Annotated in this window: 22 protein-coding genes and 2 pseudogenes; 9 read left to right on the plus strand and 15 right to left on the minus strand. The window is 43.6% G+C overall.

What is annotated here, in order from left to right; genetic code table 11:
* Positions 1-74: 74 nt before the first annotated feature.
* The 3 genes and pseudogenes from RMY32_RS07385 to RMY32_RS07395 form a co-directional block, all read left to right on the plus strand.
* Positions 75-644 (plus strand): annotated as a pseudogene (locus tag RMY32_RS07385) (HAD family hydrolase); the annotation flags it as partial.
* 120 nt (positions 645-764) lie between these two features.
* Complete coding sequence (locus tag RMY32_RS07390; RefSeq protein ID WP_322711202.1) at positions 765-1,115, plus strand: DUF952 domain-containing protein; 351 nt, start codon at positions 765-767, stop codon at positions 1,113-1,115.
* 235 nt (positions 1,116-1,350) lie between these two features.
* Positions 1,351-2,268, plus strand: coding sequence for an RluA family pseudouridine synthase (locus RMY32_RS07395; RefSeq protein WP_322711203.1), 918 nt, complete (start codon positions 1,351-1,353; stop codon positions 2,266-2,268).
* Positions 2,269-2,450: 182 nt separating this feature from the next.
* On the opposite strand, the gene RMY32_RS07400 is transcribed toward RMY32_RS07395, so the two are convergent.
* From RMY32_RS07400 to RMY32_RS07410, 3 genes are all read right to left on the minus strand, one after another.
* A complete protein-coding gene (locus RMY32_RS07400; protein ID WP_322690108.1) occupies positions 2,451-3,218 on the minus strand; it encodes a phycobilisome rod-core linker polypeptide in 768 nt (255 codons plus the stop codon).
* A 466-nt stretch (positions 3,219-3,684) separates the two neighbouring features.
* The gene (locus RMY32_RS07405) at positions 3,685-4,227 is read right to left on the minus strand and encodes a hypothetical protein (protein ID WP_322711125.1); all 543 of its coding nucleotides are present in this window, start codon (positions 4,225-4,227) and stop codon (positions 3,685-3,687) included.
* The gene (locus RMY32_RS07410; RefSeq protein ID WP_409882457.1) at positions 4,228-4,836 is read right to left on the minus strand and encodes a phycobiliprotein lyase; all 609 of its coding nucleotides are present in this window, start codon (positions 4,834-4,836) and stop codon (positions 4,228-4,230) included. It lies immediately after the preceding gene.
* Positions 4,837-5,138: 302 nt separating this feature from the next.
* Between RMY32_RS07410 and RMY32_RS07415 the strand changes: the two genes are divergently transcribed.
* The 4 genes from RMY32_RS07415 to RMY32_RS07430 all read left to right on the plus strand — a co-directional run bounded on the left by RMY32_RS07415 (position 5,139) and on the right by RMY32_RS07430 (position 7,496).
* Positions 5,139-5,309: an NblA/ycf18 family protein gene (locus RMY32_RS07415; protein WP_242060871.1), complete on the plus strand. Its 171-nt coding sequence runs from the start codon at positions 5,139-5,141 to the stop codon at positions 5,307-5,309.
* Positions 5,310-5,586: 277 nt separating this feature from the next.
* Positions 5,587-6,144 (plus strand): bleomycin hydrolase, encoded by a 558-nt coding sequence (locus tag RMY32_RS07420; RefSeq protein WP_322697649.1) that lies wholly within the window; start codon positions 5,587-5,589, stop codon positions 6,142-6,144.
* Positions 6,145-6,222: 78 nt separating this feature from the next.
* Complete coding sequence (locus RMY32_RS07425; RefSeq protein ID WP_322697648.1) at positions 6,223-6,717, plus strand: bleomycin hydrolase; 495 nt, start codon at positions 6,223-6,225, stop codon at positions 6,715-6,717.
* Positions 6,718-6,893: 176 nt separating this feature from the next.
* The gene (locus tag RMY32_RS07430) at positions 6,894-7,496 is read left to right on the plus strand and encodes a HEAT repeat domain-containing protein (protein WP_322672023.1); all 603 of its coding nucleotides are present in this window, start codon (positions 6,894-6,896) and stop codon (positions 7,494-7,496) included.
* Between the two features lie 47 nt (positions 7,497-7,543).
* Here RMY32_RS07430 and RMY32_RS07435 read toward each other — a convergent pair whose 3' ends face one another.
* Positions 7,544-8,452 (minus strand): HEAT repeat domain-containing protein, encoded by a 909-nt coding sequence (locus RMY32_RS07435; RefSeq protein ID WP_322711126.1) that lies wholly within the window; start codon positions 8,450-8,452, stop codon positions 7,544-7,546.
* Positions 8,453-8,484: 32 nt separating this feature from the next.
* A complete protein-coding gene (locus RMY32_RS07440; RefSeq protein WP_322711127.1) occupies positions 8,485-8,724 on the minus strand; it encodes a hypothetical protein in 240 nt (79 codons plus the stop codon).
* Between the two features lie 287 nt (positions 8,725-9,011).
* Between RMY32_RS07440 and RMY32_RS07445 the strand changes: the two genes are divergently transcribed.
* Complete coding sequence (locus RMY32_RS07445) at positions 9,012-10,283, plus strand: HEAT repeat domain-containing protein (RefSeq protein ID WP_322711128.1); 1,272 nt, start codon at positions 9,012-9,014, stop codon at positions 10,281-10,283.
* Between the two features lie 35 nt (positions 10,284-10,318).
* On the opposite strand, the gene RMY32_RS07450 is transcribed toward RMY32_RS07445, so the two are convergent.
* The 10 genes and pseudogenes from RMY32_RS07450 to RMY32_RS07495 all read right to left on the minus strand — a co-directional run bounded on the left by RMY32_RS07450 (position 10,319) and on the right by RMY32_RS07495 (position 18,377).
* Complete coding sequence (locus RMY32_RS07450; RefSeq protein WP_322711129.1) at positions 10,319-10,879, minus strand: sugar O-acetyltransferase; 561 nt, start codon at positions 10,877-10,879, stop codon at positions 10,319-10,321.
* 225 nt (positions 10,880-11,104) lie between these two features.
* Positions 11,105-12,544 (minus strand): glycogen synthase GlgA, encoded by a 1,440-nt coding sequence (gene glgA / locus RMY32_RS07455; protein WP_322711130.1) that lies wholly within the window; start codon positions 12,542-12,544, stop codon positions 11,105-11,107.
* Between the two features lie 134 nt (positions 12,545-12,678).
* Positions 12,679-13,650: a hydroxymethylbilane synthase gene (gene hemC / locus RMY32_RS07460; RefSeq protein WP_322711131.1), complete on the minus strand. Its 972-nt coding sequence runs from the start codon at positions 13,648-13,650 to the stop codon at positions 12,679-12,681.
* A gap of 524 nt (positions 13,651-14,174) precedes the next feature.
* On the minus strand, positions 14,175-14,345 hold the full coding sequence (locus RMY32_RS07465) for a hypothetical protein (protein WP_322711132.1): 171 nt from the start codon (positions 14,343-14,345) through the stop codon (positions 14,175-14,177).
* 210 nt (positions 14,346-14,555) lie between these two features.
* A complete protein-coding gene (locus RMY32_RS07470) occupies positions 14,556-16,001 on the minus strand; it encodes a sulfatase-like hydrolase/transferase (protein ID WP_322711205.1) in 1,446 nt (481 codons plus the stop codon).
* Positions 15,994-16,143 (minus strand): sulfatase-like hydrolase/transferase, encoded by a 150-nt coding sequence (locus RMY32_RS07475; RefSeq protein ID WP_322711134.1) that lies wholly within the window; start codon positions 16,141-16,143, stop codon positions 15,994-15,996. Before RMY32_RS07475 ends, RMY32_RS07470 begins: the two co-directional genes overlap by 8 nt.
* A gap of 278 nt (positions 16,144-16,421) precedes the next feature.
* A complete protein-coding gene (locus RMY32_RS07480; protein WP_322711137.1) occupies positions 16,422-16,754 on the minus strand; it encodes an SUMF1/EgtB/PvdO family nonheme iron enzyme in 333 nt (110 codons plus the stop codon).
* Positions 16,755-16,828: 74 nt separating this feature from the next.
* Positions 16,829-17,251, minus strand: a pseudogene (locus tag RMY32_RS07485) (SUMF1/EgtB/PvdO family nonheme iron enzyme); the annotation flags it as partial.
* A 502-nt stretch (positions 17,252-17,753) separates the two neighbouring features.
* Positions 17,754-17,957 carry a hypothetical protein gene (locus tag RMY32_RS07490; protein WP_322711138.1) on the minus strand — a complete coding sequence of 68 codons (204 nt, stop codon included), beginning with the start codon at positions 17,955-17,957 and terminating at the stop codon, positions 17,754-17,756.
* A 21-nt stretch (positions 17,958-17,978) separates the two neighbouring features.
* A complete protein-coding gene (locus tag RMY32_RS07495) occupies positions 17,979-18,377 on the minus strand; it encodes a hypothetical protein (protein WP_322711139.1) in 399 nt (132 codons plus the stop codon).
* A 1,203-nt stretch (positions 18,378-19,580) separates the two neighbouring features.
* Between RMY32_RS07495 and RMY32_RS07500 the strand changes: the two genes are divergently transcribed.
* Positions 19,581-20,552, plus strand: coding sequence for a YegS/Rv2252/BmrU family lipid kinase (locus RMY32_RS07500; RefSeq protein WP_322711140.1), 972 nt, complete (start codon positions 19,581-19,583; stop codon positions 20,550-20,552).
* Positions 20,553-20,572: the final 20 nt, after the last annotated feature.

Consider the following 20,572-nt stretch of genomic DNA (forward strand, 5'->3'; position numbering starts at 1 on the left):
AGGCAGAAATCAAAACTTTGTATTTCGTCGTCTGGGTATGAAATTTTAAAGAATAATATTTAGCGATCGCTTGTATGCAATTAGTCGTTTTTGATATTGATGGTACGCTAACAAATACCAACAGAATTGATGAAAATTGCTTTTTACGTGCTTTTGCTTTGGAATTTGGTATTTTTAGTATAAATACAAATTGGTCTGAATACGCATACACTACAGATTCTGGAATTACCCAACAAATTTTCAAAGAAAAATTAGAACGTCTTCCTTCAAATGAAGAGATAGTTAGACTCAAAACACGTTTTCTTAGCCTACTCCAGGAAGCATTTATTAACAAGCAAGATTTATTCAGCGAAATTCCTGGTTCTGCAAATGTACTAGCTAAATTACAGCTAAACCCTGATTGGTGTGTTGCGATCGCAACTGGTGGTTGGCGTGAATCTGCCAAATTAAAACTTCAAAAAGCTAATTTACAAATAGAAAGTATTCCGTTGGCTTCAGCTAATGATGCATTTTCACGAGAAGATATTATTAAGACAGCTATTATCAAAGCGAAGAATGTTTATCAAGTTGAAAAATTTCAGAAAGTTGTTTTCGTCGGTGATGGTGTTTGGGATGTGAAAGCAGCTTATCGGTTGAATATTGCTTTTATTGGAGTAGCTGATACTAAATTAAAAAATATAGGTGCTAGCAAAGTAATTAAAGACTTTACAAATTTAGAAGATTTCCTGACAATATTACAATATGCAGTAATTCCTAGATTTTCTATGAACACTATTCTCCACATTACCAAACGCCAGCAATGGGAACAAGCAAAAAATCTCGGTAGCTATCGCGCTGATTCTTTAGACAGTGAAGGTTTTATACATTGTTCAAAATCCACGCAAATACTCAAGGTTGCAAAAAGATTTTTTTATAATCAAAAAGAATTGGTACTACTTTTTATTAATTCTGATAAAGTCAAAGCTGAAATTCGTTATGAAGAAGCTGAAATTGGCGAATTGTTTCCTCACATTTATGGTGAGTTAAATATTGATGCTGTGTATCAAGTGATTGACTTTGAAGCTGGGGAAGATGGTTTATTTGAGTTGCCGCAAGAAGTTATAAATTTAGAATAACGAACCGCAAAGGACGCAAAGGACACGAAGAAGAAAGACCAAATTAAGATTTTGTTTGTGTAGACGAGGTTTCTAACCAACCAACTAAAGGAATTCCGCGCTTTACTTAAAGAAGGGGAATTAATAATCTAGAGCAATTGTGACCGAATTTAATTTACAAATCCAAGAAAATAGCGATCGCTTGTCAACTCCACATGAGGATGCTACACCTAGCTTGCTTCCCCTTAAGAGTACGATACACTGCGTCAACACCAAAGGCGATCGCCTTGACCGTTACCTTTCCCAAGAATTACCAGACTTATCCCGTTCCCGCATCCAACAGTTAATCGAACAGGGTAATGTCCAACTTAACGATCGAGTTTGCACATCTAAGAAGATCGATGTCAAGTTAGGCGATCGCATCACTCTGGAAATACCAGAAGTTCAACCTTTAGAACTTCTTGCAGAAGACATCCCCTTAGATATCCTTTACGAAGACGACCAGTTACTTATTCTCAACAAACCCGCAGGCTTGGTTGTCCATCCTGCGCCCGGTCATCCAGATGGTACTTTAGTAAATGCCCTATTGGCTCACTGTCCTAATTTACCAGGAATTGGCGGAGTTCAACGTCCGGGAATTGTCCATCGATTGGATAAAGATACTACGGGTGCGATCGCGATCGCTAAAACAGATATTGCCCATCATCATCTACAAGCACAACTGAAAGCAAAAACTGCACGACGAGAATACTTGGGCATAGTTTACGGTGCGCCAAAAACTGAAAGTGGCACTATCGACTTGCCCATTGGTCGTCATCCCCAAGACCGCAAAAAAATGGCTGTTATGCCTGTCGAACAAGGCGGACGAGTCGCCGTCACTCACTGGAAAATATTAGAACGCCTTGGTAACTTCACCTTAATTCACTTTCAATTAGAAACTGGACGCACCCATCAAATTCGCGTCCATAGCAGCAAAATCGGTCATCCTATTGTCGGCGATCCAGTTTATAGTTCTGGCCATTCAGTGGGTGTAAATTTACCTGGTCAAGCACTACACGCTTGGCGACTCAAATTGCAGCATCCCTTATCTGAGGAGTTGATTGAGGTGACAGCGACTCCTCCCGCCCACTTCACAAAACTTTTAGAGATGCTAAAAAGACGAACTACATTTTAATGCCCAATCCCCAATCCCCAATCCCCAATCCCCAATCCCCATTAACAACTAGCGTGCATTAGACATGGGATAGAGTTTGTTTCACTTAGTTATATCTAAATAAAACTCCTACATAACCCAAGACTTATGCACGCTATAAAGCGATCGAATGAATGTACTAGCCAGCTACCGACGAAAAATCGTTATTTAATTCCTGACAGTTGCCGATAAGGTACAGACTTTTCGATATCGATGTTGTATGGCGAGATCCGTTGTGGAGCATTGCCAGTTGCATTGATACTTTGTGCTAAACCCAAGAATAAAGCTGGATCGCCAGCCTTGGGCTTTTGCTCTTGTGGGAGGAATCTGCGTACTTCGACCTGCCAAATGATTTGGGGGAAACCCAGTTTGGCACGGTGATAATCTTCGTATCGCGGAGATTTGATGTTGAATGGCAATTCACCCTCAGATTGGGATGGGAGTATCCGACGGCGCTGATAAGGCACTGTGGAGTATCCAAAATTGCTCAGGTACTCTTCAGTATTGAGTACTTCATCAATAAAGCCTACAATCCCCTTGGTAGCGACTACAATTGACCAGGCGATTTTTTCCCGCTCGCTGTATGGATCGCGTCCTAGAACTCGCTGAATTACTTGCTCAACAAAGCGATAGTTATTGTTGAGGTCGTAGAAGCTTTTCTTAAAGGTATTGGAAAGCACCAACCCACGAATAAAGTCCCGTACTGTAATTTGTCCATTACGGAGTTGAGACTCTAAATATGTTTCGCGATCGGCAGCAAAGGCATAAAAGAAAATTTGACGATATGCTGCTTCTATCAGATCGCCTAAATCTGACGGAGAAAGTATATTGTCAGTAGTGAAAATCCTGGGTTGTTCATCACCCGGCACTTCATACGCAGCTACACGCTGGTTTTGACTTGAAGGGCTATATTCTAACAGAGGAAGTGGCACTCTAAAGCCTCCATGTTCTTAATTAAAGTTAACAACTTTTAATCACATATTAAGGGAGTAGTTGTATCAGAACTTCAGATTCTGATAAAATTTCACGAAACTTAACTAAGGAGTATTTAAGTATTCGTAGGATAAATGATTAGTCTGCTGGATTCAACCCATAGCTAATCAATAAATAAGTAATCAGACTTCCAGCTTAATGACTACGTAAATGACTAAAAAATTTTATTCACATGTTTTAGATTATGAGATTCAGTTTCACCTTTTTGAACTGAAGCAATAATTTTTAACATTTAGCAAAAGAAATTAATAGGGGATTGGGCATTGGGCGTTAGGAGTGCTGAGTGCTGTTAGCGTCAGCGAGGCGTTTAGCCCGTGCTGAGTTAGGAGTTAGGAGTTAAGAGTTTTGTTTATCTCCTTGTCCCCTTGTGCCCTTTTCCCTTGTCCCCTCATCTTCCTGCCCCCTTCAGCGACCTATCCAAAATTCCAAGGGATCTGTGGTTGATTTACAGTAAGGCCAGCTACGCAAAGTTGCTTCCATTCCTGCCTCCCAGTAGGGTGGTTCCAATCCCAGCCCTAAGCATAGATGAGATAGGATGCTAGCAAATTGCTCATTGTGACCAAACTCTCCTAGATGGGCATGGGCGTATTCATGGACGACTACACCAAACCAGTCTTTAGGTGCAACTCGACCAACATCTACCAGAATAGTGATTGGGTTTGTAAGAATGTTGCACAGCCCATCTATGCCAAAAGATTGAGCTATGGGTACTGCAAAAATTTGGATGTGGCGACGCTCTTGGGGATAAAAACACTGATGACAAACTTCTAGATAGGTGCTGATCTGAGCGTTCACAGCGTTAATATTTTCACCGATCCAAGTGCAAATGGGAATGTGATCGCGCAGGTTATCAAACACATTCACCATGTCCGGTTCTAGGGCAAGTCCTTGTACCAGACGCAGATAATCTTGCCCACGAGTAAAAGCATCGCTCTGCTCAAGAATCATTCACCAGCCCAAAACTGAATAAAACTGTCTTTTTTCCAAAATATCCGCTCCTTGTCTTTGTGTGACTTCTTCTGAGCTAGAAGCCTCAACAGAAGTTTCAATGCGGCTTTCACTACAAAACGATGCGGTGCTAAAGCCGCCAAACCTTTTGACTGTACTGGTTCTTAGTCGCATATTTGGGCTGGCGAACCAGAATCGTTCAATGGAACTCATTGTTTCATATTCTGTTGTCAACACTAGTCCATCTTCATCATCCATGTGAAAAAGACCAACTACAGGCACTATTTCCGCATAACCTCTTTCGCGGAGTAATTTGCCTTGCCTTGGGTTATCGCTATCAGGCACGATCGCAAATATAGTTTTCCCCTGATGATTTTCCTCATCTTCTCGATCCCAGGCCATTGTCCCTAGCCAACGCACACGCGAACCACCGACACAAAGGCTGGGGTCAATCTCATGATAGCGGCACAATTCTATGATTTCGGGATGATTGGCATCGAGAGTTTCTACCTGTATATCCGATTCTCCTATCTCTGAGCGCTTGAACGCTAGATGATGAGTTGCACGTTGCGATCGCCACTTACCAGCACTTAGCTGAAAAAATTCCATTGCGTCTATCAATCTTCTGACTCCTACTTATTGCTCCTGCGGATGATGTTTACCTTGTTCTTTCTTTTTAGAGTAGTTGGTATATAAACATTCTAAACATTACAGCGATTAGCGGCCAGCTTCAATAAACACCCTAAAAAGGGATATGTAGAGGTGTTGTCACGTGATTGTAAATTTTTCTAACCATGATTTCTTATGACTTGACAATATAGACATTTTAATATCCAAGTGCTAAAATAGTAAAAAGCGATCGTCTTCTACCAACAACAAATACCCTTCGATTCAATCAATCACAGGAGTGAATGATGGACTTTCCAGTGGAATTAACTTTAGAACAACAGTTTCGTTTACAAAATTTGAAAGATCAGGTAAAAAATTTGAGTCAACAAGAGGCTCAAGAATTTTTACTAGAAGTTTTACGGCAGATGATGGTGAAAGATAATTTGGTCAAGCATCTTCTAAAACAAGCTTGATCGACTAAAAAACAAAATTTTTTCCTTAAGACTTACGCAATGGGAGAGTTCCATCAAAATGCGTAAGTCTTAATTTTTTGCTCAATTTCGGCTAAATCTTGATTTCTCGATCGGCAAAGCCAAACATAGTTAAATATTACAGATTATTACTTTGTCTCTCATACTAAAGACTAGGGCACTATCGATCCCCTATGTTTTTGTTTGGCTACTCGCAGTTAATCTGATCGAGAACACGCCAAAAATAATATCCGCCATTTGTGAATATTAAGGAGAACTCATGGTTCTTGATGCTTTTTCCAGAGCTGTAATTTCAGCTGATGCTAAAACCGCTCCTATCGGTGGTGCTGACTTAGCAGCCCTTAAGTCTTTCATCGCTGAAGGCAACAAGCGCCTTGATGCAGTGAATGCGATCGCCAGCAACGCTAGCTGTGCGGTTTCTGATGCCATTGCTGGGATTGCTTGTGAAAACACTGGTTTGATTCAAGCTGGTGGTAACTTGTACCCCACTCGTCGGATGGCTGCTTGCTTGCGCGATGCTGAAATCGTTCTGCGCTATGTAACTTATGCGCTGTTGGCTGGTGATTCTTCCGTATTAGACGATCGCGCTTTGAACGGTCTGAAAGAAACCTACACAGCTTTGGGCGTACCCACTGGCTCTTCTGTACGGGCTTTCCAAATCCTGAAGGCGATCAGTGTCGCTCACATCACCAACACCAACACTGAAGCTAACGCTGGCAAAAGATTCCGCAAACAAGAAGTTGTTCAAGGCGACTGCTCTGCTCTAGCTGCTGAAGCTGCTAGCTACTTCGATCGCGTTATTTCTGCTCTGAGCTAATCGCTCATGGTTAAAGGCTATTAGCCAAGCAAACTGAAATTAAAACTCGATCAAATCTAATCTGGAGTATAAAAAGCAATGAAATCAGTTATCACTACAGTTATTGGATCTGCTGATGCAGCAGGTCGTTTTCCAACCACCTCCGATCTAGAATCCGTTCAAGGTAGCATTCAGCGTGCTAATGCTCGTTTAGAAGCTGCTGAAAAGTTGGCTTCTGGTATCGATGCCGTAGCTAAAGAAGGTTATGATGCTGCCTTCAAAAAATATCCTTACCTAAGCCAAGATGGTGAAGCTGGCGACACTCAAGTTAAGAAAGACAAGTGCCTCCGCGACATCAAGCACTACCTACGCTTGATCAACTACAGCTTAGTTGTGGGCGGTACTGGCCCTCTGGATGAGTGGGGTATTGCAGGTGCTCGCGAAGTTTATCGCTCTTTGAATCTGCCCACCGCTCCTTATGTTACCGCAATGACTTACACTCGCGATCGCGCTTGCGCTCCTCGCGACTTGTCTCCTCAAGCGTTGGTTGAGTTCCGCAATCTCCTCGACTACGTAATCAACTCCCTTTCATAGTCATAGGGATTGACTAGACGTAGACGAGCGATCGTCATACTCTAAAACTTAGGGACTCTCAGTCTGTTGCTTTGCCTGTATCAGGTTGGGTGATTGACCAAGAGTCCCTCTGTTGTTAATAATTCGTAATTCGTAATTATCGAACTTGGGGGATTTAAACAGGGAAATTTTCTTTTATGACAATAGATTCTCTATTTGCACAGTTAAAACACCCCAACCCCAATTTGCGGGAACGAGCTATGTGGGAACTAGCTGATGTCCGTGATGAAAATACCATTCCTCGGCTGATGGGTATTTTAGATGAAGAAGATGTCACCTATCGGCGAGCTGCGGTAAAAGCACTGGGTGCTATTGGGACAGATGCTGTACCGCTACTGGTAGAGTCATTAGTAAATAGTGATAATGCGACCATTCGGGGTAGTTGTGCTAAAGCCCTAGCACAGGTTGCTGCTAATCATCCTGATGTTCCCTTCCCGAATGAGGGTTTGCAGGGATTGCAAACAGCGCTCAATGACCCAAATCCCGTTGTTTATATTGCATCAGTAATGGCACTGGGTGAAATTGGATCTCCCGCCTTTGAAATTTTGACTGAAGCTTTGAAAACAATAGATAATGTGGCGGTGGCTGTAGCGATCGTCAATGCACTCGGTTCGATGGGCGATATCCGTGGGGTGGAAGTGCTGACGGCATTGACAAATGATGAATCTGTCGATCCGTATGTTCGAGAGTCAGCAGTGAGCGCTTTGCCCCGATTAGATCAAGTGATTAAATATAACTGAGAGTAGCGATCGCTAATTATGCGCTCAAATGGAAAATGTCCATTGCCCTATTCCCAAGCTTCTTCTTCTAACTGCTTCTCAATTTGAGAAATTGCCAACTTCATCACCGCCTGAACCCCCGCTTCTTCTTCCTCAGTTAATGCAGCTTGCAAGGGTTCTAAAGCAGCACCATCACCAATTTTCATCAATGCCAGAGCTGCTGCTTTTCGGGTTTCCCAATCGGGATGATGTAGTAATTCAACAAGGCTAGGAATTGCCGAACGATAAGTCAGGCTACCCAAAGCTGCTGCGGCTTCACACCTGACAATTTCAGATGGATCGTTGAGGGCGTTAATTAAAATATTAAACGCTCCTTCTTGAGTGCCTTCTTGAGCAATTTTAGCGATCGCACCCACCACCGCAGCCCGAACTTCAGCGGAGTCGGAGTTAATCTCTCGATATAAATGCTCCTTCGCCTCTGCTCCAATAAATCCTAACGCCCATACGGCATGACCTTTGGCACTTTCTGGATACTCGGTTGACGCTAAGATTTTCAGCAATGCTGGTACAGCTGCCTCACCTATTTTGGCAAGCCCCCCCACAGACGAGGTTTTGACCACCATATCTTCATCATTTAACAGGGCATTGACCAAAGTCGGAACTGCGATCGGGTCAGCAATCAGTGTCAAGGTTTTAGCACTGGCTCTCCGCACAACTGGGTTGCGATGATTTGCCACAGCTTCCATTAATAAAGGGGTCGCTGGTTTGCCGATTTTACCCAAAACCTCTGCAAAACTCAACCTAACCATGCCTCGTGAGTCTCCCATACTCTCAACCATCCGCTTTAGTAGCTCTTGGTCATCCGAGTTGAAGGTGTTTAAGCTTAATTGCTCGCTCACCGCTTTAAATAAAGCGTCAGTTTCTGCATGGGACAGATTTAACGAATCTGCCCCGGATTGAGTTTCAAAGTTGAGCATATAATCTCTAGCTAAACGATCGAGACAAATGACTAGTTGCTGCCACTCAGGGCAGCCTGCCGAGCGCGGAGTTCCTGGAGGGCAGAATCAATCTTGGCAAGCTCAGGCTCTAGGTTTGCCATAACGCTTACTTTTTTCAACTTAGCCCGTTTTGCCGTTTCCGTAGTTTCTTGAACTAGACGTTCCCGATATTGCTCAAGTTCTGCAATCACTTCTGCGACATCTTGAGCGGTTACGTTATCGGTTGTTGTGAGTTCTGAAGTTTCATCCATAAGTTTTGTTTCCTAAATATGTGTTTATATGAATGATGGGCGATCGGTGTTCCCAAAAATGTTTGTATTTGGTTATTCGCTAAAGAGAGACAACTAACTAATAGCTGACAAATGTATATGTTTCGATCTTCTCAGATCGCGTTACCACTGGTAAAGCTTTTTGATGTAAATCTTCAAAAGTCTAACCCAAATAGATTATTTTCTAATGTCCAATAACTAGTACCCAGTCCCTAGTACGATAGTAAAAGTGACTTCAAAGCAATTATCCAAGAGCAATTTACAGATCAATGGATAAACGTTTTTTTAAAATGTTTGGGCTAACAGAAGAAGAAGCGATCGCAATTATTGATACACCATTAGAACAACTCGAAGACGCTTCTGATAAGTATATTGCTGTTTCCCATTTAATTAACTTCCCGACTGAGCAATCGATCGCGGCTTTGGTGCGGGCGATTGAAAACAGTAATCCTGATGAGTTAGACCACCGCATTGTCCGACGCAAAGCTGTGGAAAGTCTGGGGCGATTGCAGGCACAATCAGCTTTACCTGTAATTCGGCAATGTCTTAAAGATGATGATATTTATACTGTTGAAAATACCGTGTGGACGATCGGAGAAATCGGGACTAAAGATCCAGAAATTCTCGAAGAGGTGGCGCAACTCCTGGATAAACCAGGTCAAATCTATCGAGTCATTATTCACACTTTAGCTAACGCTGACTATCAACCGTCCCTTGAACGGGTACGAAAATTTACTTTATCTGAGGATGAAGCTACTCGTAGTGCGGCGATCGCTACAGTTTGTCGCTTCACGGGTGACTACTCCCAAATTACTGAAGTAATGGCGCTACTGCAAAGTTCTAGCGTCAATGCACGACGCGGTTGCATTCAAGATTTGATTGATTCTCGCTACTACAAAGCAATCCCAGAAATCGCTCGTTGTCCAGTATCTCTGGTATTCCGGTTACGAGCATTGCGGATGCTTTTGGATGCAGGCGTTCCCAGTGGTGAAATTACCTTTACAGAAATTCAACCTTACTTAGAGCAAGTACTCTACGATCGTCCCAACGACCTCGATCTAGTACATGAGTATGACGCCACCCCTGTTCTGGATTTTGTGATTAACGAACTTTACGAAACCGATTTTGGACGTTGCTATTTAGCGACAAAAACCTTACTGGATATCTATGCACAAGAAGCACCAGCAGCATTGTTAACAACTTATAGCGACAAAGCATATAACGACTATGGCGCTCATTATCATGTGATGAAACTTTTCGGCTGGCTAAAATATGCACCCGCCTACGATTTATTAATAGAAAACCTGCACAACCGCGAACCCCAGTTTCAGAAATCTCGGGCGGCGTGTGCAATCGCTCTTGGTGAATTGGGTGATTCGCGAGCAATTCCTGAAATCAAAATTTGCCTGAATACACCGATTTGGGATTTGAAATACGCTTGTTTATTAGCACTAGACCACTTAGGAGACTCCTCCGGTCGGGAAATTTGCACTGGCGATCGTGATTGGTTAATTAGGGCGAAAGCAACAAGTGCTCAATAGTTAGAAGTTAGAATTCAAAAGTTATATTGTTGAACCTAGATATCCGTTATTTCCCGGATAACACGGCAGGGGTTGCCAGCAGCTAATACCCCGGCAGGAATGTCGTGGGTGACTACGCTACCCGCGCCGATGACGCATCCCGAACCGATTGTCACGCCAGGACAAATTACTGCCGCGCCGCCGACCCACACATCAGAGCCGATCTCGATTGACTTGCCAAACTCCTGCTGGCGGCGCAGCTTTGCGTTGAGCGGGTGGGTGGCAGTATAAATCTGCACCCCTGGGCCAAACAATGTGTAATCTCCGATTTTGACCTGACAGACATCGAGCACGAGGCAGTTGAAGTTGAAGAAGCATTTCTTCCCCAGCAGTATGTTGAACCCGTAGTCGCAGAAGAATGGCGACTGTATCCACACGTCTTCGCCTCCTGCGCCCAACAGTTCTTGGAGAATGTACTGACGCTCCTCCTGTTGAGAAAAGCGCATGGCATTGAGGTCTTGACATAAGTCCCGCGCCCGGTCGCGAGCGCGGACTAGTTCGGGGTCAAGCTTGTTATACAGCTCTCCCGCTAACATTTTCTCGCGTTCACTAAGCACAATAATGCCTCTTTACAGCAGATTGCAGGTCATGAAGTACAATACTAAACCAGATTTCAATTTCAGTAGACCGAAAAGTTTTGCGTTAGCGTACCCCTCTGGGGAAGCAAGCTACGCGTTGGCAAAGCCTCTCGTAGAGAAGGTATCGCCCGAATGCATAACTAGCAACTTGAGTTATTCAAAGTTAGAAGTAGAAACGCACATTTGTACGCCTCTACTGGCGCTTTAGGACTTGCTACTGGTAACTGCTTCGTTTAAAACTAACTTTGGTTCTGGTGTCTCCTCTTCTTCTGGTAAACCGTAAATCGATCTGTACAACTTTACGTACTCCTTAGCAGATTGATACCAACTAAAATCTTGACTCATACCCCGTTTTTGTAGTTCTTGCCATTGCGGTTTGAAACGGAAGCCTTCCCAAGCCCGGATCATAGAGGTGAAAAGGTCTAACGGTTCATAACGATCAAAGCAATAACCAGTACCAGCAGCATTTTCAGGGTCATGATGGCTTACAGTGTCAACTAATCCACCTGTGCGGCGGACAATCGGCACAGAACCATAGCGCAAAGCCATCATTTGGCTAATACCGCATGGTTCAAAACGGCTAGGCATCAAGAAGGCATCAGTACCAGCGTAGATCCGGCGAGACAAGGCATCGTTATATAGTAAGTAAGTTGCCATACGTCCGGGGAAACGGGATGCTAATTGCCACATCTGAGTTTCATAGTAACGATCGCCTGTCCCCAACAGCACAAACTGGGCATCTGTATAAGATAGAAAGCGATCCAGGATTTGCAATATCAAATCAATGCCTTTTTGTTCCACTAAGCGGGTAACGATCCCAATAAAAAAGGCTTTAGAATTAACTTCTAATCCTAATTCTTGTTGCAAAGCAATTTTATTGGCTTTGCGTTTTTCTAAAGTATCAACAGTAAAGGTTTGCTCAATATATTTGTCATTTTCTGGGTTATATACTTCAGTATCAATACCGTTGATAATCCCAGATAATTTACCGCTAATAAAAGACAGCAAACCTTCTAATGTTTCACCATAAGTTGCTGTCTTAATTTGCTCGGCGTATGTAGGCGAAACTGTATTTACCTTGTTGGCAAATTGTACTGCCGCTGCCATTGTGTTGTGTCCTTGCATATACCAAGGACACCAAGTAATTTTCTCTAAATACCAACGCCACGGCCCTTGATAAGCCAGGTTATGGATGGTAAACACTGTGGTGATATCAGGATCTTGGTGCATCCATACGGGAATCATTCCTGTATGCCAATCGTGACAATGGATAATATCTGGCTTCCAGTAATTCCAGGCGAACTCGGCTGCACCATTAGCAAACAATGTGAACCGCCAATCTTCATCTTCTCCAGAATAGATGCGGCGCGGCATGAAGGCCGGATGTCCAAATAAGTACAAGGGAACATCAGTACCAGGCAGAACACTTTCATACACTGCAAAGTGCTGGAACATCGCATCTCCCCACCAAATGGGTTCATAGGGAATTTCCATTTTGTCTGGCAGGAAGCCGTAGTAAGGCAAGAATATCCGCACATCATGCCCCATTTCTCTCAGGACTTTGGGTAATGCCCCGACAACATCACCCATTCCTCCTACTTTCGCAACTGGTGCTGCCTCTGCTGCAACAAATAGAATCCGCATGGTAATTTTTGCTTCCCTGAGTCTATATTGTCAAATTAACTTTTTGAAATCCCGACCAACGCGACAAGTCGCGTCTGGCACATCAGTGCAACGGCGATCAATTATTATCTAATCACATTGGCTTGCCCAATTGCTTAGGAACCGCGCTGAATCACCGCAAAAATTTCTGATAAAATTTCTTGCGCGCCCTGTTTTCGCAACAGTTCTGCTAGTTCTGTGCCTAGTGCTTCGGCGTTATTGGCAAGTCCGGTGAGGGTATCTTTGACAAACTTTTGACCATCTACACTGGCGACTATCCCGGTTAAAGTTAAATTATCACCAGATATTTCTGTATTTACACCGATAGGTACTTGACATCCACCCTCTAGAGAACGGAGAAAAGATCGTTCGGCAAGACAGCGATCGCGGGTTTCGGTATGTTCAATTGCTTTGAGTAGAGATAGCACTTCACTATCATCAGCACGGCATTCTATCCCCAAAGCTCCTTGTCCAACCGCGTGGAGGGAGATTTCTTTGGGGAGAATTTGATGAACGCGATCCCCCATTCCCAATCTCTCTAATCCTGCTGCTGCCAAAATCAAAGCATCGTATTCGCCTGCATCCAGTTTTGCCAACCGTGTAATCAAGTTTCCCCGCACATCCTTAAAGGTAAAGTGAGGAAAATGGTGGCGTAACTGTGCTAACCGCCGTAGAGAAGATGTACCAATTACCGCACCTTCTGGCAATGTATCGATTTGTTTATCTTTGTGCTTTTCATGCACCACTAATGCATCTGCTGGGTTTTCTCGTTCAGTAATTGCTGCTAACGTTAACCCTTCTGGTAAGTGAGTCGGCAGATCCTTAAGAGAATGAACTGCAAAGTCAATCTCTTGATCGATCATTCCAAGTTCAAGTTCTTTAGTAAAAAGTCCTTTATCGCCAATCTTAGCTAATGCTACATCCAAGATTTTATCGCCTTGGGTAGACATGGTGTGGACTTCAAAAGTGATATCGGGAAAGGCTTTCTGGAGTTGCTCTTGTACCCAGTAGGTCTGAACCAGAGCAAGTTGGCTTTTACGTGAGCCGATCCGAATAGTGCGTGGGGGACTAGAAACAACTGAAGTCATAAAACAATATATCAAAGGAGGCGATAAATTCACTCTCATCTAGACTACCGTAGTCAGGGACTCATGCGAATTTTGGGTTTTGGATTTTGGATTTTGGATTACAATTCTTTACCAAAAGCTTGTTTATGAAATCTCAAATATATAGAAGGGAATGGGGAAGGTAGGGTCCCCTCTGGGGATAAGGGGTCATGAGGAAAAGGAATTTTCATTGCTCCTTGTGAGCGGACTTTAGCTAACTATTGAGTTTGTTGTTGAAAGCAGTGTTCTAATTCAGCGTTGAGCCTTTATTTTCTAGCAGAAACTAAAAATCATAGCCAAAAGCTGAAAAGTAAAGCTCCAAAAGGCTTTCATGGATTGGTTTCTCCCAGATTGAAAAAACAGGGCTAAGGAACTCAAAGTCAGGTTTTTGTCTTAAAATCCCCGCCATTTTCAGCTTCTCCATGCGCCAAGGTCTAGCCTTATGCCGGAGAGCGATCGCTAAAGCATTTGTCAATAAGTAGGAATTAATGACATTGTTTTGAAAGTTATTGAGAATAGACTAGCCTTATTGACATGATGTGGCCGTCCTGGTGCTGGGCGGTTTCTTTTGTCGGCACACCGAGTTCGGAGGTGAGCGTAAAGCCACCGTTGAGGTCAGAGAAATCCTGTGCGGACACATCAACATTGGTCGATATTGAGGGATTGAATGCACTCATGTTTCATTCTCTTGATGTTTTGGTTGGGTGTGGACTTAAACTATACACGTTTGCACACTTTGACAGCTTCGCCAGATCTCCCCCAAACAGGGTTAGGTATGATAAAAAGCGATCGCAAACTTTGGATACAGAGCGATCGCTTTTTACTTGTGACTTTCGTAGGTGTTTGCAAAAAAGGAATAGCAGACATTCAGCCTGAGAAAACACTGCCTATTTAAGGCGGGTTTCTAAGGCATTGTCGATGAGTTTGGGTTTTGATTCTTGTATTTGTTGAGAGCCATCCTCATCATTTTGAACGTGGGTTTTTATGGCGTTTTCGATGAGTTCTGATGTATTGAAGGTGCCACCCAATTGCCGAATCGGGAACTCATCTAGGCTGTTCACAAACTCACCTATGTACTCTCGCATCATATTAAAGATCCAGTTGGTACGCATGGTCAGGTGTCCCGCTGCATCTTCACTCGTGAAAGTTTCCAGGGGGTCCATACGGATGTTAATTATCAGCGGCATGGACTTGTTTTGAGCGTCTGCCCAGTAGCTTTCGCGAGTCACTATATGCACCTTCCACTGGTTCCAGCGGAAAGCCCCTGCCATTGACTCTTGCCAGTAGATGAAATGCTCGCGGCTACCTTTGAGTATATTGCCCGTCCACAGATCGAGGTGGTTGACACCATCGATATGCACCTTGCAGGGCTTCTCCTTGTCGCCGATCTGCATTCCATTTTTCAGTTTATCAACGACATCTGGTACACCTGCTGCCGCCGCTAGCGTCACAAACACATCATAGTGGCATTGAATTTCATTGCAGATCGTACCTGCCGGAATGTGGCCTGGCCAGCGCACCAGATGCGGAACGCGGAACCCCCCTTCGTAGGAGGTCATCTTTTCGCCTCGCCAGGGGGAGCAGCCGCCATGCGGCCACATGCCGTGCTCCGGCCCGTTGTCGGTGGAGTAAATCACAATCGTGTCGTCAGCAATGCCCAATTCATCCAGGTGTTTGAGCATGTCACCCACCATCAGGTCATGTTCTATCATGCCGCTGCCGTACATATCATGTTCGCTGGTATATTTCGCAGCCAGGTCGCGATTTTCTTCTTTCAGGTGGGTGAAGACGTGCATCCGCGAAGTACAGAACCAGGTAAAGAAGGGTTCGTCCGCATCGTGCGCTTGCTTGATAAAGCGCTTGGCTTCGGTGGCTAGCTCTTCGTCGAACGTTTCCATACGCTTGCGGGTTAGCGGCCCGGTGTCCTTAATCTCCTGCTTGCCAATCGGGCCAAAGCGCGGGTCATTTTTATCAGTGCTTTTCTGGCTGGTCGCCTTACTGTGCAGCACGCCACGCGGCTCAAACTTTTCTTTAAAAGTAGGATCTTTGGGGTAATCCTTCGATTCTGGCTCTTCTTGGGTGTTGAGGTGGTACAGGTTACCCATGAATTCGTCGAACCCGTGAACCGTGGGTAAGTGCTCATTGCGATCGCCCAAATGATTCTTTCCAAACTGTCCGGTGCGATACCCCTGTGTCTTCAGGATTTCCGCCAACGTTGGGTCTTCGGGTTTCAGCCCTAATGTGTCGCCTGGCATACCAGGGCGGGTCAGTCCGGTGCGAACGGGGATCTGTCCGGTGATAAACGCGGCACGGCCAGAAGTGCAGCTAATGATCGGTAAAGATCATGCCTTCTTTCGCCAGTCGATCAATATTGGGCGTTTTGTAACCCATCACGCCCTGGCTGTAGGCACTGATATTCCAATAGCCGATATCATCCGCCCAGATGACGAGAATGTTTGGTTTTCCGTTTGGCATAGTTTTTTCCTTGAGTCAGTATTCAGGTTTATGCTTTATGCTTGAGAGTTGGAACTTCGTGATTCCGGCTTAGAGTATCGCTGTTGATACTTTGAGCTTGGCAATTGATGTTGTGAACTTCGTAGTCGATAGTTTGAGCTTCGTCGCAGACCGATCTGAATATTCCCAGAAACACTTGCCTACCACCTTGTGTAAAGGCTTGTCAGAAATTGCGTGGGTGGGATGTGTTCGTGCCTTACGAGTGCGATAGTGTGTAGCACCCATCGGAAGCGATCGCATTAACCACGCCTGAGATCGCTATATCTATATTGATGGCAGCTATCAGCGATGATACCGTGCTTTCTTCCACGCTTGTGCGGACATAACACAACGGAAGCCAGTATGAGATGTTCCTGTATCTGGAGGAGTGCCACGGCAGGCACTAGGTCGGTAACTATCGCAATAAGAATGCAAAGAAAAGATCCGCCCTTGACCACTCGTTTTAGTGTGTAGGGATCGTACAGGTCGAAACTCTTCGTCGGGCCTGTTGGATTGGGACAGCAATTCCGAACGGACTGATGGGCATCAGCCCGATACCAATCGCTGCACCACTCCCAAACGTTGCCAGCCATGTCATAAAGTCCATAGTGCTACCAGGACCTTCTGGCTGATACCAGCAGGCACTTGGTGTCCATTGCCACCACGCAGACAGATCGTGGAGCGGTACCGGGTGGGATGTGGGCGTGAAGACGAGGGAACCGGGAACCAGCATACTCTCATCAGGTTTGGGCGTGCCGGGCGGGACTTGCTTTTTGATTTCCTCCCAATCTGGTACGCGTTCTGCTGTGGTAACATAACCTGTCGCCTCAACAAAGCGGCGGAACTTAGCATTGGTTACTTCATAGATGTCCATCCAGAATCCAACTACGCGCACGCGCCTGACTGGTCGCTCATTAGGAAAGCTCATTGGGTCGTCGGTGCCCATAGTGAATTTGCCCGGTTCAATCCAAACCATCCCTGGCGGACCTTCCATCTGTTGAGTTATTTGTGCTTTGCCGTTTTCATCTGTGGCAGTTTGAGCAGTCACTGAGGAATCACTCGGCTTGAGCTTGAGATTTTTTACTGCCATGATCGGTTATCTACTGCTTAATATGGAGCGTTTAGTTCAGTTGTCAGTGCTCCAACTTGGCTAAAAGTAACGAAGATACATTTTGCTCCCAGGTAAAGCTTGAAAATCTTGTTGTTAAAGAGTTACAAAAATAAAATCGCTTTTGTTCACCAAAAACTCTCTTTTGTGACTCTGGAGAAAGAAAAATACTGACCCTACTCACAATCTCAGACACCATCTGAATTAGTGCAAGCCTTCCAAAGGGAGGAGCCTCGAAGCTCGTATTCTTACTTTGTCAAATTGCAAAAGTACGTGAAAATAAAACTTCAAAATTATTCTCTGCCGAAACTAACAAAAGAGGGAAAAACCTAGAAAAAGCTTATGTTACTTGTACCAATAAAACTCAAGCTTTTTTGACACAATTTTATTGAATGCAACCACTAAAGTTTTAACAACAAAGAATTCAAGAGTCAGGAACTAAATGGTACGCTTCTTAAGCAAGCTTGCAGACATACTCTAGTTTTTACAAGTTGCCAGAATAATACTTCTGAGAGACATTTTTTGCTATGTCATCCAACTCTTTCTCCCGTTCTGGACTAGTTTCGTATGTCTGTACTGAATCTGGATAAATACGGAATTTTGCTCTGTCGTCAATCGTTCCTGCAACTACTTCTATGACATCTGTGAGTTGGTAACCATTGTTATAAGCATCTTCACCTAAGCACACAGAAGAACGATCTACTCTCTTTCAAGGAGATCCATTAGATAACAAAACAAAATATCCTTGTCCTTGTTGAAGAATAGTGAATTTGCAGGAGTCGTCAATGTTAGAGTTGATAGCTTCAAGTGTGTAACCTAAACCGAAACTTTTTTGATCTCTGCGGCTTACATATAGACTATTGTTTCCTTTTAAAGAAATTACTCCGGTCTTAGGATCGAACGAATCAATCGTGAATTGGCATGATGAGTTAACAGAAAAATCTCTGGCTAGGAGCAACTCAAATTTTTCATTAGCATTACTGAATTGAACACTATTAGTCCCGTTATCAATCAACTGCCGACCGACAAATGTATCATTGTCAGCACGCAGATGAATTACTAGAACCACTTTGAGTTCAGATAGCGAATTATATGGTGAACCAACCATAATCAAAACTCTTAGTATCAGGCATTTAGGCGTTACATTGCTTCTTCCGAAAAGTATTAGAATAATAAATGTAAATAAATTTACTTATTGCCACGAGGAACTTCATACTGAATACGCTATCCTTTAGTCACATCTTTCGGGAGCAAAAGAGTGTAAGTCTAGTAATGAGATATAGCAGTAGTTTGAGCGATAGAAGCCAGGGATTGAGGGGAGTGCGATCGCACTTTGAGGAGAGAAAACCTGTTAAATAATTTAATACCGTTGCCAAAATAAGGACTTCCAAAAAATAAAACATCCCAATAAATAATGATAATCATTATTGATTAACTACCCAGAGATTAATTCTTTGGGACAATTTATTCTTTGGAAGTCCCTTAGAGCTATAAACTTGCAGGGATTGAGCATTATGTATGAGGCAAAACGGTTCCGTGAGCGAAGCGTTGAGTCGGTACCGAGTTCTAAAGATTCCCAACTCAGCACTACTGAAGAATATTTATTGTTGCTCTTGTCTCCCTTATCCCCAGTTATTAGCCCTTTGAGTTGTGATTGCTGCAAAATTGATTATTAGTATGCCAAGTTTAAGTTTGTAGTAAGGACTGAAGTCCTTATTTTCTAAGCACTAAAGTGCTTACTACAAACCCTCAAGATGAACTTAGACAAAGTACTAGTAGGCTGTAGTGGAACTTTGTTTACCTTTAATAAGTTGCTCAAGCAACTTGTCTGATTAATTGAGATAGTAGCTAGATTTACGCATTAATGGGAGCGCAACTAAAGAGATGCTTAAAGTTTAATTAACTTGCCTTCACTACTAAACAGATAAACTTGCGATCGCTGATTTAACTTTGCTGAAACAACGACTTAAGAACAGTAATTTGCTCACTTCTCATAATATAGGAATTTCCTAAAACCTGTCTATATACAATTCTGATGATGGCTTTAAATTTTTCTACCGACTAACCAAATACCTTTCCAGTTGAGTAAGTCTGTTGAAAAAGGCGGCTGAAAATAGGGTTATTTGGGAAGGTTTTAATAACGATTAAAGGTTCTTGCCTTTTCTTGGTGGTATGATGCGATCGCACATCGCGCTGAACTTGGTCAATATCTCTAAAAAACTCAGCCCGAAAAAGGAAGTTGAAAATTTCTAGGAATGCTAAGAATAATTTGTTATCTTCATTAGTTATCCAAGCTTAGTTATTATACTTTATGAATCGTTCCGCCTGTCTGATTTTCAATCCTGTTGCGGGTCAAGGCGACCCAGATACAGAGCTAGCAGAAATTCGGGCAATATTAGAGCCAGAGATCGATCTAGATATTTATTTTACAACTGAAGAAATCGATGCTGACCAACTGGCATCTCAAGCTGTAGAGCGAGGAGTAGATGCAATCATTGCTTCCGGGGGAGATGGTACTCTCTCAATAGCGGCGGCGGCGGTAGTGGGAACTGATATCCCATTTGGGATCGTTTCCAGAGGAACAGCGAACGCTTTTGCCACAGCTTTAGGAATTCCTGACACGATCGCAGGTGCGTGTCAGACAATTTTGCAGGGAGCAACCACCCATGTAGACGTAGCCTATTGCAATGATCGCCCAATGGTACTTTTGGCAGGTATTGGCTTTGAAGCTGAAACGGTAGAATTGGCAGATCGAGACGCCAAGAATCGCTTTGGGATGATGGCCTACGTTTTGGCAGGAATCCAGCAATTAAGAAATTTAAAAAACTTTGATGTTGAAATTGAAACTGAAGATAGGATAATTAAAACTAGTGCCAGTGCAGTAACGGTAGCAAATGCCGCGCCTCCCACTTCAGTTTTGGCTCAAGGCCCAGCAGGTCTGGTTTATGATGATGGGTTACTAGATTTAACGATTGTAGCTCCAACTAACAAAGCAGGAGCGATCGCTGCCACGTTTCATCTATTTCAAACGGCTTCCACAGGTAACGCTGTTGAACGAGATGATATTGGTTTCCTGCGAGCCAAACAATTTAAAATTACTACAGAGCCACCACAAAAAGTTGTTCTAGATGGTGAAATAGTAGGCACAACACCTGTAGAAATTAAGTGTGTACCAGCAGGCTTAAGAATTTTCGTGCCATTAGTAGAAGAAGTTGAGCCGACCGAAAAACTAGAGGGACTCCCTAATCTGATTATTGAGATGAAAGATACAGCAGAAGAATGAGGGTATGGGGTATGGGGCAT

It is taken from the genome of Nostoc sp. ChiSLP03a (assembly GCF_034531215.2).
Classification (GTDB): Bacteria; Cyanobacteriota; Cyanobacteriia; order Cyanobacteriales; family Nostocaceae; genus Nostoc.

Coding starts and splice junctions, on each gene's coding strand:
- RMY32_RS07495 (WP_322711139.1), bottom strand. CDS start 18,377: ATGGTTGGTTCACCATATAATTCGCTATCTGAACTCAAAGTGGTTCTA.
- RMY32_RS07410 (WP_409882457.1), bottom strand. CDS start 4,836: ATGGAATTTTTTCAGCTAAGTGCTGGTAAGTGGCGATCGCAACGTGCA.
- RMY32_RS07390 (WP_322711202.1), top strand. CDS start 765: ATGAACACTATTCTCCACATTACCAAACGCCAGCAATGGGAACAAGCA.
- RMY32_RS07465 (WP_322711132.1), bottom strand. CDS start 14,345: ATGAGTGCATTCAATCCCTCAATATCGACCAATGTTGATGTGTCCGCA.
- RMY32_RS07440 (WP_322711127.1), bottom strand. CDS start 8,724: ATGGATGAAACTTCAGAACTCACAACAACCGATAACGTAACCGCTCAA.
- RMY32_RS07500 (WP_322711140.1), top strand. CDS start 19,581: ATGAATCGTTCCGCCTGTCTGATTTTCAATCCTGTTGCGGGTCAAGGC.
- RMY32_RS07420 (WP_322697649.1), top strand. CDS start 5,587: ATGGTTCTTGATGCTTTTTCCAGAGCTGTAATTTCAGCTGATGCTAAA.
- RMY32_RS07480 (WP_322711137.1), bottom strand. CDS start 16,754: ATGGCTGGCAACGTTTGGGAGTGGTGCAGCGATTGGTATCGGGCTGAT.
- RMY32_RS07475 (WP_322711134.1), bottom strand. CDS start 16,143: ATGCCAAACGGAAAACCAAACATTCTCGTCATCTGGGCGGATGATATC.
- RMY32_RS07425 (WP_322697648.1), top strand. CDS start 6,223: ATGAAATCAGTTATCACTACAGTTATTGGATCTGCTGATGCAGCAGGT.
- RMY32_RS07415 (WP_242060871.1), top strand. CDS start 5,139: ATGATGGACTTTCCAGTGGAATTAACTTTAGAACAACAGTTTCGTTTA.
- RMY32_RS07435 (WP_322711126.1), bottom strand. CDS start 8,452: ATGCTCAACTTTGAAACTCAATCCGGGGCAGATTCGTTAAATCTGTCC.
- glgA (WP_322711130.1), bottom strand. CDS start 12,544: ATGCGGATTCTATTTGTTGCAGCAGAGGCAGCACCAGTTGCGAAAGTA.
- RMY32_RS07430 (WP_322672023.1), top strand. CDS start 6,894: ATGACAATAGATTCTCTATTTGCACAGTTAAAACACCCCAACCCCAAT.
- hemC (WP_322711131.1), bottom strand. CDS start 13,650: ATGACTTCAGTTGTTTCTAGTCCCCCACGCACTATTCGGATCGGCTCA.
- RMY32_RS07445 (WP_322711128.1), top strand. CDS start 9,012: ATGGATAAACGTTTTTTTAAAATGTTTGGGCTAACAGAAGAAGAAGCG.
- RMY32_RS07405 (WP_322711125.1), bottom strand. CDS start 4,227: ATGATTCTTGAGCAGAGCGATGCTTTTACTCGTGGGCAAGATTATCTG.